Origin of the sequence: Nocardia pseudobrasiliensis NBRC 108224 (assembly GCF_001613105.1) — a bacterium.
In the GTDB taxonomy this organism is placed as follows: domain Bacteria; phylum Actinomycetota; class Actinomycetes; order Mycobacteriales; family Mycobacteriaceae; genus Nocardia; species Nocardia pseudobrasiliensis.
Genome location: NZ_BDBS01000037.1, coordinates 91584 through 107594 on the forward strand (window position 1 = coordinate 91584; position 16011 = coordinate 107594).

General features: G+C 66.5%; 15 protein-coding genes and 1 pseudogene. 9 read left to right on the top strand and 7 right to left on the bottom strand.

The features are described from left to right. Positions 1-87 precede the first annotated feature (87 nt). The 3 genes from NP4_RS27310 (at position 88) to NP4_RS27320 (ending at position 2251) form a co-directional block, all read left to right on the top strand. Positions 88-558, top strand: coding sequence for an MTB12 C-terminal domain-containing protein (locus tag NP4_RS27310; RefSeq protein WP_068003713.1), 471 nt, complete (start codon positions 88-90; stop codon positions 556-558). A 296-nt stretch (positions 559-854) separates the two neighbouring features. Continuing rightward, the gene (locus NP4_RS27315; protein WP_068003715.1) at positions 855-1280 is read left to right on the top strand and encodes a TIGR03667 family PPOX class F420-dependent oxidoreductase; all 426 of its coding nucleotides are present in this window, start codon (positions 855-857) and stop codon (positions 1278-1280) included. A gap of 32 nt (positions 1281-1312) precedes the next feature. Next, complete coding sequence (locus NP4_RS27320; RefSeq protein ID WP_068003717.1) at positions 1313-2251, top strand: RluA family pseudouridine synthase; 939 nt, start codon at positions 1313-1315, stop codon at positions 2249-2251. A gap of 40 nt (positions 2252-2291) precedes the next feature. Here NP4_RS27320 and NP4_RS27325 read toward each other — a convergent pair whose 3' ends face one another. After that, positions 2292-4418 carry an MMPL family transporter gene (locus NP4_RS27325; RefSeq protein WP_068003720.1) on the bottom strand — a complete coding sequence of 709 codons (2127 nt, stop codon included), beginning with the start codon at positions 4416-4418 and terminating at the stop codon, positions 2292-2294. Positions 4419-4448: 30 nt separating this feature from the next. Next, positions 4449-4895, bottom strand: coding sequence for an EXLDI protein (locus tag NP4_RS27330; RefSeq protein ID WP_169813814.1), 447 nt, complete (start codon positions 4893-4895; stop codon positions 4449-4451). A 241-nt stretch (positions 4896-5136) separates the two neighbouring features. On the opposite strand from NP4_RS27330, the gene NP4_RS27335 reads away from it, so the two are divergent. The 4 genes and pseudogenes from NP4_RS27335 (at position 5137) to NP4_RS27345 (ending at position 9242) form a co-directional block, all read left to right on the top strand. Further along, entirely contained in the window at positions 5137-5871 is a 735-nt protein-coding gene (locus tag NP4_RS27335) for a CPBP family intramembrane glutamic endopeptidase (RefSeq protein WP_068003723.1), read from the top strand. A 180-nt stretch (positions 5872-6051) separates the two neighbouring features. Continuing rightward, positions 6052-8553, top strand: coding sequence for a hypothetical protein (locus NP4_RS27340; RefSeq protein ID WP_147288021.1), 2502 nt, complete (start codon positions 6052-6054; stop codon positions 8551-8553). Positions 8554-8581: 28 nt separating this feature from the next. Next, a pseudogene (locus NP4_RS42805) lies at positions 8582-8773 on the top strand (DUF6247 family protein); the annotation flags it as partial. Positions 8774-8840: 67 nt separating this feature from the next. Further along, positions 8841-9242: a VOC family protein gene (locus tag NP4_RS27345; protein WP_068003727.1), complete on the top strand. Its 402-nt coding sequence runs from the start codon at positions 8841-8843 to the stop codon at positions 9240-9242. A 43-nt stretch (positions 9243-9285) separates the two neighbouring features. Here NP4_RS27345 and NP4_RS27350 read toward each other — a convergent pair whose 3' ends face one another. The 3 genes from NP4_RS27350 to NP4_RS43455 form a co-directional block, all read right to left on the bottom strand. Further along, positions 9286-10176, bottom strand: a complete 891-nt coding sequence (locus NP4_RS27350; RefSeq protein WP_114755773.1) for an alpha/beta fold hydrolase — start codon at positions 10174-10176, stop codon at positions 9286-9288. An 80-nt stretch (positions 10177-10256) separates the two neighbouring features. Continuing rightward, positions 10257-11318, bottom strand: a complete 1062-nt coding sequence (locus tag NP4_RS27355; RefSeq protein WP_068003730.1) for a cytochrome P450 — start codon at positions 11316-11318, stop codon at positions 10257-10259. A 72-nt stretch (positions 11319-11390) separates the two neighbouring features. Beyond that, complete coding sequence (locus NP4_RS43455; RefSeq protein WP_218023992.1) at positions 11391-11468, bottom strand: tryptorubin family RiPP precursor; 78 nt, start codon at positions 11466-11468, stop codon at positions 11391-11393. Between the two features lie 173 nt (positions 11469-11641). On the opposite strand from NP4_RS43455, the gene NP4_RS27360 reads away from it, so the two are divergent. Next, positions 11642-12892, top strand: coding sequence for a cytochrome P450 family protein (locus tag NP4_RS27360; protein WP_068003732.1), 1251 nt, complete (start codon positions 11642-11644; stop codon positions 12890-12892). A 99-nt stretch (positions 12893-12991) separates the two neighbouring features. Continuing rightward, a complete protein-coding gene (locus tag NP4_RS27365; protein ID WP_068003734.1) occupies positions 12992-13603 on the top strand; it encodes a maleylpyruvate isomerase N-terminal domain-containing protein in 612 nt (203 codons plus the stop codon). Positions 13604-13622: 19 nt separating this feature from the next. On the opposite strand, the gene NP4_RS27370 is transcribed toward NP4_RS27365, so the two are convergent. Together NP4_RS27370 and NP4_RS27375 are read right to left on the bottom strand one after the other, a co-directional pair. Continuing rightward, positions 13623-14537: a DUF6585 family protein gene (locus tag NP4_RS27370; protein ID WP_068003737.1), complete on the bottom strand. Its 915-nt coding sequence runs from the start codon at positions 14535-14537 to the stop codon at positions 13623-13625. 262 nt (positions 14538-14799) lie between these two features. Next, positions 14800-15978, bottom strand: a complete 1179-nt coding sequence (locus tag NP4_RS27375) for an MFS transporter (protein ID WP_068003741.1) — start codon at positions 15976-15978, stop codon at positions 14800-14802. Between the last annotated feature and the right edge of the window lie 33 nt (positions 15979-16011).

Here is a 16011-nt window from a genome sequence, read left to right on the forward strand (position 1 = left end):
CTTACCTTATATTGCTGGTAGGTGCCAGCCGGTCGATACCGAAAGCCGGGTGGCGCTCACCACGCCCGCAACGGATTGGACAGAGCCATGAATTCGCGCAAGTTTCGCGCCGCCGCCGCGGCATTCTCTTTAGCCGCAGCGGTTTTCGCCGGCACCACCGCCACCGCCGTCCCGGCCGCGGCCGCGCCGATCATGGCGCCGGTGCACGCCGCGGCCCCCGGCCTCGGTGAACTGACCGCCAAACTGCAGCTGGTCCTCGATACCGGCGCCTCCCGCGCCCAGCGCGCCAACGAACTCGAGGCGGGCGAGGCCGGCCTCCCGCTGGTCGACCAGGTCGGCACGGTCATGGCCGCCACCCCGCCCAGCTTCCGCTGGGAACTGCAGGGTCCGGTCGACGTCCAGGGCGACACCCTCACCGCCGGCCTGCAGACCTCCGTCGACGGCTACGAGCCCTGGCACTTCCAGCTCACCTGGCGTCAGATCGACGGCACCTGGAAGCTCACCCGCGAGGCCGAATGCGTGGTCGCCAGCATCGCAGTCCTCCCCTGCACGGTCTAACCGCTTACCGCGGAACGAATTCCGGCGCACCGCGGAGTTCACCCGGGGAATAAGGGACGAGGTCCCCGGGTGAACGCCACGACGCCCTCAAACAGCGCGCCCCAGGGTTTCCCGACAACACACTGCTCAACGCCCGCGACAGCACTCCTGAACACCCCGGCAGCGCCTCCCCAACACCCCCGGCAGCGCCTCCTCAATATCCCCTGCCCCGGGCCGCCAGGCCCGGGGCAGGGGTGGAATGGTTTCCGCGATAGGGGTGTTGTCGCTCGCGGACATCTTCTACAGAGGAGGCGGTCATGGCACAGGTGGTCGATACCGGAACCGAATTCGGCGCGCATGTCGCCGCGCGGCTGGATCGGGAAGAGGTCGTCTGGCTCACCACGGTCGGCCACAGCGGGACGCCGCAGCCGAATCCCGTGTGGTTTCTCTGGGACGGCGATGAGGTGCTGATCCTCAGCAAGCCGGGCCAGGCCAAGGTGCGCAATGTCACGGCCAATCCGCGGGTCTCGCTGAATCTCAACAGCACCGGCGAGGGCGGCGAGGTGGCCGTGCTGACCGGACGGGCGCGTATCGACGCGGCTGGTCTCGGCCCGGCGGAACTCGACGCGTACACGAAGAAGTACCGCGAGCCGATGACGCGCATCGGCTACACACCCGAAGGGTTCTACCCCGACTACTCGACCCTGATCCGCATCACCCCCGAACGCCTGCGCGGATTCTGACCAGCGCTACCGCCCAGCTACTGTCATAGCCGATGAGACGCAGGCAGCAGCCGCCACTGGGTAAGCGGCACGGACTGGATCCCGCGCGGCTGCGGCTTCCGGAGGACGGCGTCTGGCCGACCATCCGAGACCACCTGGTAGAGCGACTGCCCCGCGTCCCGGCCGAGCGGATCGATCAGATGCTGGCCGAGGGCGCGATCGTGGACCTCGAGGGCCCGATCGCACCCGACGCGCCCTACGTCCCGGGCGGCGCGATCTGGTTCCACCGCGATCTGCCGGTGGAGACCGAGGTCCCTTTCCCGATCACCATCGTGCACCGCGACGAGGATCTTCTTGTCGTCGACAAACCACACTTCCTGTCCACCATCCCTCGCGGCCGGCACATCCTGCAGACCGCCCTGGTCCGGCTGCGCCGCGAGCTGGACCTGCCCGATCTGATCCCGGCCCACCGCCTCGACCGCACCACCGCCGGACTGGTGCTGTTCGTCGTCAATCCGGCCCGGCGCGGCGCGTATCAGACGATGTTCCAAAAGCGGCGCGTACAAAAGGAATACGAGGCGATCGCCCGTTACGATCCCGACCTCGAACTCCCCCGCACGGTCCGCAGTCGAATCGTCAAGGAGCGCAATGTCCTGCGCGCCTTCGAGGTCGACGGCGAGCCCAATGCCGAAACCCGGATCGAACTACTCGAGCATCGCGGCGAATCGGCCCGCTACCGTCTCATTCCGCACACCGGCCGTACCCATCAACTGCGCCTGCATATGAACGGCCTCGGCATTCCCATCCTCGGCGACGATTTCTATCCCGAAATCACCGATCGCCCGATCGACGATTTCACCCGCCCCCTCCAATTACTCGCCGCCACATTGCGATTCATCGACCCGATCAGCCGCGAACCGCGTACCTTCCATACCACCCGAACGCTGCAGGCGTGGACCGATCCAGAGGGCTGGGCCGGACCCGGAACATGACGATGCGGGCCGCCCATTCGGACGACCCGCATCAGCGAATTCACGCCACCGGCTGAGATTTCCTCTCCCGCCGGGGTTCTCGCACCGCGTCGCCATGCCCGGGCCACCACGCCCGATGCCCGATGAGCGCGGTCAACGCGGGTGTGAAGAACATCGCCATGACGAAGGCCGCGATCGCGATCCCGACCGAAATGGCAAATCCCATCTGCGACAACACCGTATTGCCCGCCAACATCATCGACGCGAAGGTACCGGCCAGAATGACGCCCGCCGCCGCGATGGTCGGCCCGGTATGTCGCACCGCGAGCGCCGCCGCGCGCTTCGGCTCATTGCCCTCGCGCGCCTCTTCCCGCAACCGGGCCACCATGAGGATGTTGTAATCGGTGCCGAGCGCCACCACGAACAGATACATGATCACCGGCAGCGTGAAGATCAGCCCCGACTGCCCTTGCAGCCGTTGGAATACCAGAACCGACGCACCCAGAGTCGCGGCGAAGCCGAGGAATACCGAGGCCATCAGATACCACGGCGCGACCAGACTGCGCAGCAGCAGTGCGAGCACGATCATGATCAGGATCGCCGCTACCGGGAACACGATCGTGTAGTCATGTTTCATCGCATCCTGGAAATCGACGAAAACCGAGGTCAAACCCCCTACCGCGGCGGTCGTTCCGGGTGGCGCGGCCGCATGCGCGGCGTCGCGCAGCGGACCTCGCACCGTATCGATCGCGGCATCCGATTCCGGCGCGGTAGCCAGCGTGACCTTGAAGTCGGCGACCGTTTTGTCTTGGGACACAATGGGTTCGGCGACCTGACCGACCCCTGACACCTGTAGCGAGTCGCGGTAGGCGGACAGCTGCTCCTGGGTCAGCGGCCCTGGCGAACGCAACAGAACGTCCGAGGGCTGGGTGACGCCCGCCGGCATACCCTTGAGCAATTCCTTGCTGTACACAACGGATTCGGAGGCATTGGAGGTCGATCCGGAGGTCAGATCGAAAGTCGGATTGAATCCGAACGCGAATCCGCCCAGGCCGATCAGCACCAGACCCGAGACCAGCGCGAACGCCGCGGGCCGCCGACCCAGCGCCGAACCCAGACCCGCGAACCGCGTCCCGCGCGGTTCCGACTTCCACGCCTTCGACGGCCAGAACACCTTGGCGCCCAACAGCGATACCACCGCGGGAACCAGGGTCAGCCCCGCCAGCAGCGCCACGGCCACCGCGATCGCCAGGGCCGGGCCGAGGGAGCGGAACAGTCCGAGCGTCGACAGCGTCAGCGCCATGAAGGCGATGATCACCGCGCCCGCGGCCGAGGTGATCGCCTCGCCGACCCGGGTGACCGCGCTGATCATCGCGGTCTTGGGATCCTCTCCGGCACGCAGTCTTTCGCGATAGCGGAACATCAGGAACAGGATGTAGTCGGTGCCCACGCCGTAGAGCACGACGAGCAGTATCGAACTGATCGAACTGTCGATCTTCAGATCGAAACCCTTGCTCACCCAACCGATCAACCCGTTCACCACGCCGGTGATCGCACCGATCACCACGATCGGCAGCAGCGCGATGATGGGGCTGCGGAAGATGACCAGCAGCAGCGCCAGAATCAGCAGTACGGTGACGATGCCGATGATGGCCAGACCCTTGGTCGAGGACTCCTGTGCGTCCAGGCCCTGCGCCGCCTGTCCGGTCACGCCTGCTCGCAGGTCCGTGCCTTCCAGCTTGGGGCGCAGGGCGTTTCGCAATTCCTTGACCGCATCGCCCTGCCGGGTGTCACCGGCGCCGGTGAGTTTGGTCATCTGCACCGCCGCGATCTGGATCAGGCGATTGTCCGACGGCGGTACCGCCTGGATCGCGGTGACATCGGCCAGATGGGCGTCGGCCAGCGCGGTGGTGACGGCCCCGACCTTCGCGACGTCGGCATCGGAGAGCGCCGCCCCGTCGGCCCGTTCGAAGACGAGGATGGCGGCAGGGGCGGAGCTCTGCGGGAATGCCTTCTCCTGCAACTGCATTGCCTGAATCGACTCGTAATGAGTCGGCAGGAAGTCGGATTGGTCGGTGGTTGAGGTCAGTTTCGGCGCCGTCGCCAGCACGGCGACGATACCTACGACCCACAGGCCGATCGTCCACCACGGATGGCGGACGACCAGGCGGCCCAGGCCTGCGAACATATCGGGTTACCTTTCCGCGCGGATCCCCGCTCAGATATCCAGGTCTTCGGTGCTCGGGGTTTCCACGGCGGCGGCGACGCGGCGGTACAGCTTCGGCGAAACCTTGTCGCGCAGTTCGTCGACCGTGTCGACGATCTCGACGGTGTAGTCGCCCCACTCCGGCTCGTCGGTTCCGACGCCGAACACGTTGCGCCAGCTGCGCCAATCCGCCTTCAACTCCGAGATCAGATCCGAACGCTGCGGAAATTCGGCCCACTCGGCGACCTGGTGCTGCACAACGAATTTGCCCTTGCGGCTGCGGTAGACCTTGGTCACCTCGATACCGGCCTTGGCGTAATCCTTCGATTCGGTCAGGAAACGGCCGACGAAGCGCTTGGCGCGCAGGCCACCCGGACCGTCCTTCAGGACGACCTCGCCGAATCCCGGTTCGATCGCCGCGGCGTCGAGCACGGTGGGCTGCTGCGGTTCGGTGGTCATGATTTCTCCATTCATGCAGGACTGCGCAAGTGCGCATTCATTGATCGATGCCGCACGCGGGTCCCGTGCGCCGGAACGCCGGTGAACCGCCCGCTGCGTCGAGGGCAACCCGTCATTGGGCTGTCATCCCGTTCCGATGACGACTATACGTAGACGTATACATATAGAGCAAGGCCCAGTTTTCGGGGGTGTGATCGATCGAGCCCGCACACTTCGAGCGAATGAACGTAGACTGGCCGCGATGTCTCGAACCGATAACGGCACGACGCCGCACCGGTTGCACGCCTGGATCGACGTCGCGGTCGTTGTCCTCGTCCTGGCGTGCACGAATCTGATCGCCCACTTCACCTCCGCGTGGGCGAATATCGTCACCGTCCCGCTCGCGGCGGTGACGCTGGTGGTGATGATGCGTCGGCGCGGGCTCGGCTGGGCCGAACTCGGCCTGTCGCCGCGACAGTGGCGGCGCGGGACGCTGTACGCGGTGGCGTCGGTGGGCATCGTGCTGACCGCGGTCGCGATCGGCGCACTACTGCCCGTCACGCGGCCGTTCTTTCTGGCCGACCGCTATGCCACCATTTCCGGGGCGCTGGTCGCCTCGATGATCGTCATTCCGCTGCAAACCGCCATTCCCGAGGAACTGGCATTTCGCGGCGTGTTGCACGGCGCGCTCGACCGCGCGTCCGGTGTGCGGGGCGTATTCGCGGCCGGGTCATTGCTTTTCGGCCTCTGGCATATCGCCTCGTCACTCGGTTTGACCAGCGGTAATCGCGGATTGAGCGGCATTCTCGGCGGGGGCGTCGCCGGACAGATCGCGGGAATCGCGCTGGCCGTGGCGGCAACCGCGGCGGCCGGGGCCGTATTCACCTGGCTGCGGCGACGCAGCGGCAGTCTGCTCGCGCCGATCGCGCTGCATTGGTCACTGAACGGCGCGGGTGCGTTGGCCGCCGCGCTGGCGTGGCATACGGCGTTTCGCTGAAAATCCAAAATTGCCGGTAGCGGCGCATTTTCGGGTGCGACACCGAACTGATGTTCGGTTGCAGCATTGACCACGGGTAGGTCACGGATTACTCTCACCTCGATCACACATACGTTCGAGTAATCACCTCAGGCATTGCAACGCGGAAACCGCACCCACACCGCCGAGCGGAGCGAGGCCATGAAATACGAGTCCGGTAGTTCCGAGATCGAGGCGTTGGCGCAGCGGGTCGCGACCGCGCGCGGCAAACTGCCGCTGCAGACCGATCCGGCGCTGTTCGACGAGCTGTCCGAGGCGGAGATCACCGCCGAACGCGAACTGGCCGAATGGATTCGCGCCCAGCGCCGCCGTCAGCGCCGCCGGGCCGTGGTGGCGGAACTGTCCGCCGAGAAGCGCGACCGCCGCGTCTCCCTGTCCGTGCGCCGCGCCGACGATGCCGACCTGCGCTGGCACCGCCGCGCCCTCGCGGCCCGCCGCCGGGTCTCCAATCCCGATGCGCGCCTTGCCCAGTTGTACCGCCGCGCCGAGTGGACCTCGCGCGCCCTGATCGGCGTGGTCATCCTCGGCATGCTCTGGTCCGGCGTCAATGTCCAGCACAATCTGGTCCCCAGCGGCGATCTGCGTGATCCGCTCTACTGGCTCAGCTACGGCTTCGAGGCAATGATCTCGATCCCCATCATCGCCATCATGGTGGTGGCCACCACGGCCGCCCGCTGGGGCCGCGAAATCGCCCGGGGCAAGGTCGTTTTCCTGGAGGCCGCCCTACTCGGCGTCACCATAGCGCTGAACGCCGGCCCGCATCTGGTCGCCCACGCCCCGTCCCGCGCGGCCGAGGCGGCGGTGGCGCCGGTGATGGTCGGGGTTGTGATCTGGTTGCACGCCTGGGTTTCGGCGCGGTATGCGCAGTTGATCGATAGCGTGCCGATCCAGGAAGAGGATTCGCCCGGGACCAGGGTGATGCCCAGCGAACGGGGCGATCTGGCCATCACCGCAACGGATTCGGAGTTCGCCGTTCGCTCCCTCGGTGCCTTGTCTTCGACTTCGCCGCACAGTCACCCGCTGACACCACTCGACGCATCACATGCCCACTCGAACTCGTTGCCTACCATCCACAACGGCCACCAGTACTCCGACGCGTCGGAGCCCGCCCTTCGCAACGGCCACACGCATACCCACGCGCCCGAATCCACGGGGCGCAACGGCCACACCTACTCCCCCGAGTCCACCCACAACGGTCACGGGTATCCCCACGCGTCGCAGCCCACCACCAGCCTGGATTACACGTATCCCCTTGCGCCACAGGCCACAACGCGCAACGGCCACATCCATCCCACCGCACATCACAACGGCTTCGGCCATTCCATCCCCGCACAGCCCGATGCCAAGGGCCATCCGTATCCCACCTCCGCACCCGTCGCCCACGACGGCGACATCCCGTCGGCCACGCGAGAGTCCGAAGGACGTAACGGCCACACGCATCCCACCGACTTCGACCTGCACCACCCGCAGGAGACGCCGGGCCAACCCGCGGAGACGGCCGCCCACGACAGTGGTTGGACGATCGCCGGACATCCCGAAGCCCGCAACGGCCACACGCATCCCACCACCGACGCCACCGACCTCGACGTGAACCACTTCCGCGCGGCGACAGGGCAATCCGCCGAGACGCCCACCCGCAACGGCGGTTGGACGATCACCGAGCAGCCCGAAACCCGCAACGGCCACGCGCATCCCACAGCCGAACCCATCTCCGGCAACGGCGATGGCCCGTCGGCCGCCGAGGGCCGCAATGGTCACTCACATCCCGCCGACTCCGCTCGCGCCGGCGTGTATGACTCGCAGGCGGCCCTGGGACGGATTGCGACCTACAACGGCCATGCCGCAACCGATCCCGCGGAAGGCACTCACAATGGCCACCCTTATACGGTCGCGGGCCCGGTCGTTGGCAACGGCCGCACGACCTATGGGGACGCCCAGCTCGACGCGAACCACTCACAGGAGACGACGGAGCGGGCTGCCCATAACGGCTATGCCGCAACCGATCCCATGAAGATCGATCCGCACAGCGGCCACGTCCATGGGGACACCGTGGAGCCCACCAACCGAGACGGTCACATCCGCCGCGTCGAGGCGCTCGACGCCGAGGACGCCGATCCCACACCCGACACCGGCGGCGCGGGAAAAGTACCGGCGCCCACGCAGATCCGTTCCTCGAGTAAACGGACAGCCGGCGCGGAACACCCCTACACTCGCCGCCCGACCACTCCGGCCGAGCCCGCGGCCAAATCCCGCACCCACGAGGCGATCGAGCGCGCCACCCAACTGTCCCTCGAGGACGCCCCGGTGGACGCCCCGCAAACCCGCCGCCGCTATCCCGTGAGCGCCCCCGCTCCCGACCTCGACGACGCCCACGACGAATTCGACCCGGAACCCTCCTTCGACGAAACCGAGGATTTCGCAGCCGATATCGACGATGTGGAAGTCTGGGCGGTAGCTCGCGAAATCTCCGAACGCCGCCTGTCCAAACTCCCCGTCGAACAGCTGGCCGAGGTCCTCACCCTCGCCGACGAATCCTGGACCCCCGCCGCCATAGGAGCCTCCATCGGCCTCCCCGGCTCCCGAATCCTCGGCATCCTCGAGGCCGCCCGCCGAATCCGCCAACTGACCGCGATCCCCAGCTGACCGACACCGCAGGCCCGTTCCGCAGCGCCCCGGCGCGTCACCACAAAACATACGGTCGGCGCTGCTCCGCGAAGACCGCGAACTGTTCGACCAGTCCTATTCCGACGCGTTGACCACGGCCCGCGAAAGCCTCGACTCACTTCCCAAGCAAGCCTTGTCCGCCCATGGAGCGGGGCCTCCATCAATGCCGTCAATCCCGATGCCGCCGTACGAACGATGACATTCGGCGAGCAACACGATGGGCTGCTGACCTACGTGAACCTCGACCATCAGCCTAGGCTCACCGGGTGCATCTGGAACTGGTCACGATTGTCGTCGAGGAGTACGACACGGCTATCGAGTTCTTCGTCGGGGCACTCGGATTCGAGTTGGTCGAGGACTCGCCCGCGTTGACCGATGATGGGCGGGCGAAGAGGTGGGTGGTTGTTCGGCCGCCCGGGGCGGTTACCGGGATTCTGCTCGCTCGGGCGGATGGGGCTCAGCAGCGGCGGGCGGTGGGTGATCAGACGGCCGGGCGGGTCGGGTTCTTTCTTCGTGTCGGTGACTTCGCCGCCTCTTATCACCGATTGCGTTCCGCTGGAGTGCGATTCGTGACCGAGCCGCGCACCGAGCCCTACGGCCGGGTCGCCGTCTTCCTCGATATCTCGGGCAACCGCTGGGATCTGCTCGGCTCCGCCTCGGAGGCTTGAATGGGAGCGCGAACGAACCGCCGCGTGGGCTTGCCGAACACCGCTACCCACGCCGCAAAAGGTTCCGCAGTGCCCCGATGACCTCGGCGGGTCGTTCCTCCGGCAGGAAGTGACCGCATGTCACCGTGGCGGTGCGGAGATCGTCCGCCCAGCCGGACCAGATCGCGACCGGGTCGAACGGGAGGACGGCCTCGCCCGGGTCCTGCCAGAGCGCGGTGACCGGCATGCGCAGCCGTCGGCCCGCGGCGCGGTCGATTTCATCGTGATGGTTGTCGGCGTACGCGCCCGCTCGGTAGTCGGCGCAGATCGCCGCGATGGCCTCCGGGGTGCGGGCGGCGTTCAGGTATTCGCGGCGGATGGGGTCGGGGATCGCGTCGGGCGCCTGGGTCCAGGTGTCGAGGAAGTGGCCGAAGAACAGGTCGGGGTCGGCCCGAATCATGCGTTCGGCGAGGTCGTTCGGCTGTGCGAGCAGATACAGATGGAATGCGAAGATGCCGGAGGTTCCGTACAGGGCGGCCCACATGTCCGCCGCCGGAAGCACATCGAGGATCGCGAGGTGCGAAATCGCCTCGGGGTGATCCAAACCCGCTCTGAAGGCGACCAATCCGCCACGGTCGTGTCCGGCGAGCGCGAACCGGCTGTGGCCGAGCGAGCGCATGATGGCGACGACATCGGCGGCCATCGCGCGCTTGGTATAGGCGTCCCCGCGGCCGCCGTCTACCGGCTTGTCGCTGTCGCCGTACCCACGCAGATCCGGGCAGACCACCAGGTGATCCCGCGCGAGGTCCGCCGCGACATGCCGCCAGGCGAGATGAGTCTGCGGAAAACCGTGCAGCAGCACGACCGGCGTTCCGGCGCCGGCCATCGCGACATTGAGCGCGACCTCACCCACTCGCACCCGCGCGTAGGTGAATCCGGCCATGCGATTGCTCACCGCCCGGACACTAATCCAGGGCACCGACAGATTCCGGCGTACATCGACACGCGAACCCCCACGGTCGTGCGCGAATACCGCTACGCCACTGAGGAATCCGGCGCGCACACACGCACCGAGGCGATCTCGAGCAAGCCGTCCAGCTCCACCTTGCCCACCGTCTGCTCCGCGCTGACCCGAAGCCCGTCTCGGCGCACGATGTCGAGGATTCTCTCGGCCAGCGGCATGACCATATGGCGGCCCCAGCAGCGTTCCGAGGCGGGGCCGAACGGGAGGTAGCCGGGGTGGGATTCGGGGTCGAGGGTGTTCCAGCGGTCGGGGTGGAAGTTGTTGGGGGACTGCCAGAGTCGGGGGTCGCGGTGGCTCAGCAGCGGGAGGAGTAGGAGGTCGTCGGTGGGGTTGATCCGGGGATGGAGGGGTTCGAATTCGCGACCCTTCAGGCGCAGGAGATTCCAGGACGGCGGGAGCAGACGCAGGGTTTCCAGGAGAATATTGCGGTTCGAGATTTCCGGGGAGAGCGGGGATGCGAGCCACAGGGCGCTGGTGGCCAGGGCGGCTACGGTGAAGCAGACGGGGGCCGCGACTCGGCGGTAGAGGTACATGGCGTAGCGGCGGTCGCGGAAGTTGTCGGCCCCGAAGACCTGGGTCGCCAACTTGGACAGCGGACGGTCCGAGGTTGTTCTGCCGATGAGGGCGGCGCCCGAGGTCACCGCCGACCAGGTCAGTTTCGGGGTCAGCTCGAGTCGGCGGTCCACGAGGATGCGGAAGCGGACGTCTTCATGACCGAACACCAGGTCGCGAATGTAATCGTGGGCCTTCTGCGGCCAGATTCCGGTCAACCGGTCATCGGTTTCGAGCGGGGTTTTCAAAGCCGTTCGCACATCGGCGCTCACGGCCCGCATGAATGTGGACGCGTCGGTGCGGCTGACCGATCGCCGGTGTACCGGTTTGAAGGTCGGGCGTTCGTCGGGCCGTGCGGGTCTGGCGGCGAGCACCGCGTCCATCAGGTCGGCGCCCGCGATTCCGATGGTGTCGGGTTCCAGACGGAACAGGTCCTGGCCACGGTATTTCTCGAAAAGCTCGGCGATTCGGGGAGCGAAGACAATGGACCGCGCACTCTCCGCGGCGTGCCGTGTGGACATGACGATCTCCCGGATGGCAAATGGGACTCGCGCCCGGTAGGTTGAACCCTCGGGCGCGAGTGCAACAAAGGGTCAGATCCACCCGTACCAGGCGTACTTCTTCAGACTCTTCTGCTGCTTCATTCGCTTGACCATGCGTACAAGTGTCATGACTCCACCTCCGGTTGTGAGTGTGTCCTTTGATTTCGCCTGGGTCTCAGGCGTCTGTGAAGCGTATGTGAGTCACACCGGTCGAGGGGTGGTTTTCGAGAAGATGCGGCCGGTTACACCGCAATGATGCGGAAATGATGTCCCCACCCGTACCATGCCGAATTGTTCGGAGCATGGTCGCGAACGACGGCGAGGGGGAAATCGTGAATACCGGGACGCAGGATTCGATCGAGACGCTGGACAGCGGCTTCTACGCGGATCCGCACGCATATTATCGGCGCTGGCGGGAGCGGGGTCCGGTGCTGCGCATACACTCCCCCGAGGGCGTGGTGAGCTGGCTGATCATCGGTTACGCCGAGGCGCGGGCCGCACTCCGCGATTCGCGATTGCGAAAAAGCGCGGACGAAATCGCGCGGACCTTTCGCCGCAAATGCCCGATGGCTTCGGAAAATGCGCCGCTGACCAAACTCGACCACAATATGGTCAACAGCGACCCACCCGAGCACATCCGATTGCGAAAACTCGTCAACAAAGCCTTCACCCCCAAAGCCGTTGCCACCCTGAAACCGCATATCGAATCAACCACTCATTCCCTGCTGGACGAAATGTCCGGGCACGATGAAGTAGACCTCCTCCAGAAATTCGTCGTACCACTTCCGGTCCGAATGATCTGCGCAATGCTGGGAATACCCCGAACCGATCTGATACAATTCCAGCACTGGGCCACAGAAATGTTCAGGATCACCGGAGAAGAACGCGCAGAGGCGATTAGCGAGATACGCACCTACCTTCGAAAATTGACGGAGGAAAAGCGCGTCCATCCCGGCACGGATCTACTTTCCGAACTCGTCCACGCGCGGGACAACGGCGACCGCCTCACCGCGAACGAGCTGTCGGACATGTCGGTTCTGCTGCTGATCTCCGGGCACGGAACAACGGTGGATCTACTGACCACCGGATCCCTCGCGCTACTGCGCGACGAATCCCTGATGCATGCGCTGCAGGCGAACCCCGCGGCCCTGCCCGCCGCCGTGGAGGAGTTCCTCCGATTCGACGGACCGATCCATTTCTCCACCATCCGCTACACCGCTGAACCCGTCCGAATCGGCGACACGGAAATTCCGGCGGGCGAATTCGTGCACATCGCCCTGGCGGCCGCGAATCACGATCCGGTCTGTTTCGCCGACCCCGGCCGCCTCGACATCGACCGCGACGCCGGTCAGCACTTGGGCTTCGGCCACGGCTCCCATTTCTGCGTGGGCGCGCCCCTGGCCCGCATGGAGGTGACCGTCGCATTCTCCGCGCTGCTGAAGCGCTTCCCGGACCTGCGCCTGGCGCGTCCGGCATCGGAGCTGATCTGGCATCACAACTTCGGATTCCCCACGCTCACCGAACTTCCGGTGCGACTGCGACCGCCGCGCTGACCCCGATCGATCCGAAACGCCGATAACCGCTTGCGTGGCCGACCGCCCGGGTTGCTGGCATTGGGATCGGGCAGATTTCCAGCGCATGAGGGGTAGGCGATGGACAGCACGGTATTGCAGGAGATCTTCGCCGCCTGGAGTGAGCGGGTCGCGGCGCTGACGCCCGAGGAGTGGGCCGCGCCGACCAGATTGCCGGGGTGGAGCGTTCAGGATCTGGTCGCGCATCTCGCACCGGACAAGCGGGTGCTGGAACTGCTGCGTGGACCGCGGGTGGAGTCGCCCACGGTGATCAGCGGGGCTCAGATGCTGCGGATCTACAATCTGCCGGGCGGGGTCGCCCATACCGCGGCCGAGCAGAACGCCGAACTGGCCCGGGAGGCCGCGGCGGCCGGACCCGAGACGCTCATCGGGCGTTTCGTCACCGACGGGCCGGAGGTGATCGCCGAATTCCGTGGCGTCGATCCGAATGCCGGTGTCGCCCATCCCGATCCGACGATCGGCACGGTCAGCTTCGGCGCGCTGATCCAGGTCATCATCGTCGAGGCCACCACGCATCTGCTGGACCTGATCGCGGCCGTCGGCGGTGATCAGGCGCCCGCCGCCGCACTACGCCGCACCGTCGAAATCCTCTCGGCGGTACCGGATCCGGCCACCTTCATCGAGACCGCTACCGGCCGTTCCACGATCCCGGTGCTGCCCGTACTGCGTTGAGCCGCAATACCGCTCGGGGCTACGACACCTCGCGCGCGCGACCCTCGCCCTCGACATCCGAAGCGGCGGTGTCGGATTCGTCCTCGTAGACCACCGCCTCGAGCGCCACCTGGTCCATCGCGGCGGCGATCCGCAGTCGCTCGGCGACTTCGTTGAAAATGTAGAAGTTGGGGATCGTGCCCACGGGGGCCAGCGAGACCCACCGGCCGTCGACCTTGATGCGGACCATCCCGTCACGGGAGTCGATGGTCTGCACCCGTTCCCACGCGTACGCCCCGCCCGCGTGCCGGATATCCTCCAGACATACGGCGATTTCACCGAAATTCACCGTATGTTCGGAGTCGATGCTGGCGACCACGCGCGGTAATTGCGTTGCGGTGACGGCGGATTGGATGTGCGGTCCCCATTCGCGAGCGTCGGCGAACAGGTGCTCGTCGAATTCGGCCCGCATACCGCCGGGCCCGCTGACGCTGAAGGAATAGTCGGTCGCCGCGGCGTCGGCCGGGCGGAACGGGATGACCAGCTGCCGCACTTCGACTGTGTCCCAACGGAATGCGACGATCTCCTCGCCGTGCTGGTACACCGTCATACCGTGATCGAACAGATCCAGGCGGGCCCCGCGACTGTGCCGATTGTGCTGACTGCGCAGGCCCATGACCACGAGCGGAGCCACCGCGAGGGCGCCGATCACCGCACTGCCCACGAGCGAACCCGCTGCCGCGCAGATGACCCCGACGACCAGCAGACCGCCCGCCACCAGCGCGCAGCCACGCACGACCGTGTCGTTGCTGATCGGCGCCGGCTGGAACGTCTGCCGGTGGGCGCCCAGCTTCTCGTACTCGGCCATGAGGTGGATCAGCTGCGTCAGGGGCACCGTTCGCCGGCCATCGGTTCCCCCGTCGCCGCGCTCGAGCGTGCTCGGGGTGGTGGTCAATATCCCTCCAATAGGCGGTTTCTCCGCGCGAAGCGTATTCGACCGAGTGGCATCCTGCTACCGCTACGCGCGGTCGACGCGCCGAAAATTTGGACAAAACGACACAGCCCGAACCTGGCAGATCTCGATTCGATCTCGGCCCCACTCGAGTCGGGCCATCTTAACGCCCGGCGAACCCCATCCCACGCTCCGGTATCCGCGCGTCGACACCCCTATACCCCGAAAAGCGCCACTCGAAACAAATCGGAGGTCATGCAATTCACTACGCGGACACATACTCTCGGGTACGCGACCGCGCGACCAGCCGGACCAATACCGCCAACCCGACGCCCGCGCCTATTCCCAGCGCCGCCATCGCCCCGAATGCGGCCGAGAATCCACCGGCATCGATGGCCACTCCGGCCAGCGAACTGCCGATGCCATTGCCCAGCGTCAGCGCGGCCCCGTGCCAGCCGAACGCCTCCCCGCGCCCGCCCTCGGGCACGATCCGGCTCATCTGGTCGACCGAGGCGGTGAGGGTCGGCGCGCACAGCACACCCGCGATGAATCCGGTGATCCCCAGTGCGAGCGGCCCGGTCGCGAAGGCCATCGGCAGCGTCACCGCACCCAGCCCCGCGAGCAGGATGTAGGTCGACACCGACCGATGCATCGCACCGTAGACGAGCCCGCCCGCCAACGAGCCGAACCCCCATACGGCCATCACCAGACCCAGCCACCGCTGCGCCCCGAATTCCCGCAGCGCCGAGACGAAAGTGAGCTCGGATCCGGCGAGCACCGCCACCGCCGCACTCGCGCCCACGCACAGCGCGACGAATTCGATCCGGAACCATTCCCGCCGCGGCACCGCCCGCGCGGCCCGCTCGGCCTCGGTGCGCAGCGGCGGATTCAGCACCCACACCAGCACTCCAGCGAGAATGTGGGCCCACTGCGCGCAGAACAGCACCAGCGAGGTCGACCCGACCGCGGTCGCCGCGACGCCCACGACCGGGCCGACCATGAACGCCGCCTCCACCGACACCGACTCCAGCGCCAGCGCCGACTGCCGGGTCCGCTCCGAGGTGGCCGCGATCACCGCCTGCCGCACCACGGTGAAGATCGGAATATCGAAAAGCCCTGCGACAGCGGCGAGTACGAGCAACGGCACATAGCCGACGAACGGCCCCACCGACCAGCAGACGGCACCGATGACGATCGACGGCACGATCGTGCGCCGCAGCCCGAACCGATCCAGCAACCGCCCGCGCCAGGGCCCGCTCACCGCCGTGCAGAGGGTGACGACGGTACTCAGCAGCCCGGCCTGGGCATAGGAGCCGTGCAGCGTCTGCACCACATGAAGGGCCAGCATGACGGTGCCGGCGAAGAACGGGATCCGTACCAACGCTCCCAGCAGCAGCACATTACGCACCGCCGCGGTACTCAGGACCTCCCGATAGGACCGCATTCGTGTGAGCTTGGCACGGATACCCGTCTCGAC

Bases quoted from the DNA above. Each gene is read 5' to 3' on its own strand.
- NP4_RS27310 (WP_068003713.1), top strand. From the start codon at position 88: ATGAATTCGCGCAAGTTTCGCGCCGCCGCCGCGGCATTCTCTTTAGCC.
- NP4_RS27315 (WP_068003715.1), top strand. From the start codon at position 855: ATGGCACAGGTGGTCGATACCGGAACCGAATTCGGCGCGCATGTCGCC.
- NP4_RS27320 (WP_068003717.1), top strand. From the start codon at position 1,313: ATGAGACGCAGGCAGCAGCCGCCACTGGGTAAGCGGCACGGACTGGAT.
- NP4_RS27325 (WP_068003720.1), bottom strand. From the start codon at position 4,418: ATGTTCGCAGGCCTGGGCCGCCTGGTCGTCCGCCATCCGTGGTGGACG.
- NP4_RS27330 (WP_169813814.1), bottom strand. From the start codon at position 4,895: ATGACCACCGAACCGCAGCAGCCCACCGTGCTCGACGCCGCGGCGATC.
- NP4_RS27335 (WP_068003723.1), top strand. From the start codon at position 5,137: ATGTCTCGAACCGATAACGGCACGACGCCGCACCGGTTGCACGCCTGG.
- NP4_RS27340 (WP_147288021.1), top strand. From the start codon at position 6,052: ATGAAATACGAGTCCGGTAGTTCCGAGATCGAGGCGTTGGCGCAGCGG.
- NP4_RS27355 (WP_068003730.1), bottom strand. From the start codon at position 11,318: ATGTCCACACGGCACGCCGCGGAGAGTGCGCGGTCCATTGTCTTCGCT.
- NP4_RS43455 (WP_218023992.1), bottom strand. From the start codon at position 11,468: ATGACACTTGTACGCATGGTCAAGCGAATGAAGCAGCAGAAGAGTCTG.
- NP4_RS27360 (WP_068003732.1), top strand. From the start codon at position 11,642: ATGGTCGCGAACGACGGCGAGGGGGAAATCGTGAATACCGGGACGCAG.
- NP4_RS27365 (WP_068003734.1), top strand. From the start codon at position 12,992: ATGGACAGCACGGTATTGCAGGAGATCTTCGCCGCCTGGAGTGAGCGG.
- NP4_RS27375 (WP_068003741.1), bottom strand. From the start codon at position 15,978: ATGCGGTCCTATCGGGAGGTCCTGAGTACCGCGGCGGTGCGTAATGTG.